1 protein-coding gene is annotated in these 1,241 nt (G+C 63.1%); it reads right to left on the reverse strand.

What is annotated here, in order from left to right; all coding sequences use genetic code 11:
* Nucleotides 1-1,241, reverse strand: a 1,241-nt coding sequence (locus AC1DWI_RS23690; protein ID WP_477725978.1) for an ATP-binding protein, incomplete at both ends; no start/stop codon positions are given.

Below are 1,241 nucleotides of genomic sequence, written 5' to 3' on the forward strand. Positions count from 1 at the left end.
GGTTATCCAGGTACTTCATGCCCTCCACGGCCGCTTCGGCGCCGGCCATGGTGGTGTACGTCGTCACACGGGCCAGCAGCGCCGAGGTGCGGATCTGGCGCGAATCGGTAATCGCGTTGCGCCGCTCTTCCACCGTGTTAATGACCAGGGCGATTTCGTTGTTCTTGATCATGTCCACCACGTGCGGCCGGCCCTCGGTGACCTTGTTGACCACAGTGCAGGCGATACCCGCGGCCTGGATGGCGGCCGCAGTGCCTTTGGTGGCCACGATTTCAAACTTCAGGGCCGCCAGCTTGCGCGCGACTTCCACGGCACGCGGCTTGTCATTGTTCTTGACGGTGAGGAACACCTTGCCGGAGGTCGGCAGCTTGGTGCCCGCGCCGAGCTGGGACTTCACGAAGGCTTCGCCGAAAGTCTTGCCCACGCCCATGACTTCGCCGGTGGATTTCATCTCGGGGCCGAGAATCGTGTCCACGCCGGGGAACTTGACGAAGGGGAACACCGCTTCCTTGACACTGAAGTAAGGCGGTGTGACTTCGTCCTTGATGCCCTGCGAAGCCAGCGACTGGCCCACCATGCAACGTGCTGCCACTTTGGCCAGCTGGATTCCGGTGGCCTTGCTGACAAAGGGTACCGTGCGCGAGGCACGCGGGTTGACTTCCAGCACGTAGATGACGTCTTTGCCGTCAATGTTCTGGATCGCGAACTGCACGTTCATGAGACCCACCACCGTCAGTGCCTCGGCCATCGCGGCGGTCTGGCGCTTGATTTCGGTGACGGTTTCCGCGCTCAGGGAATATGGCGGCAAAGAGCACGCGGAGTCGCCGCTGTGCACGCCGGCCTGCTCGATGTGCTCCATCACGCCCCCGATGAAAGTGCGGCCTTCGGGGTCACGCAGGCAATCGACGTCGCACTCGATGGCGTCGTTCAGGAAGCGATCCAGCAGTACTGGCGAGTCATGGCTGACCTTGACAGCCTCGCGCATGTAGCGCTCAAGGTCACGCTGCTCGTGCACGATCTCCATGGCACGGCCGCCCAGGACATAACTGGGGCGCACAACCAGGGGGTAACCCAGCGCAGCGGCTTTTTCAAGCGCTTCGGGCTCGGTGCGCGCCGTGGCGTTGGGCGGCTGGCGCAGCTTCAACTCGTGCAGCAGCTTCTGGAAGCGCTCGCGGTCTTCCGCCGCGTCAATCATGTCGGGCGAAGTGCCGATGATGGGCACGCCGTTCGCTTCCAGATCC

This window comes from Polaromonas sp. P3_C2 (assembly GCF_056402675.1).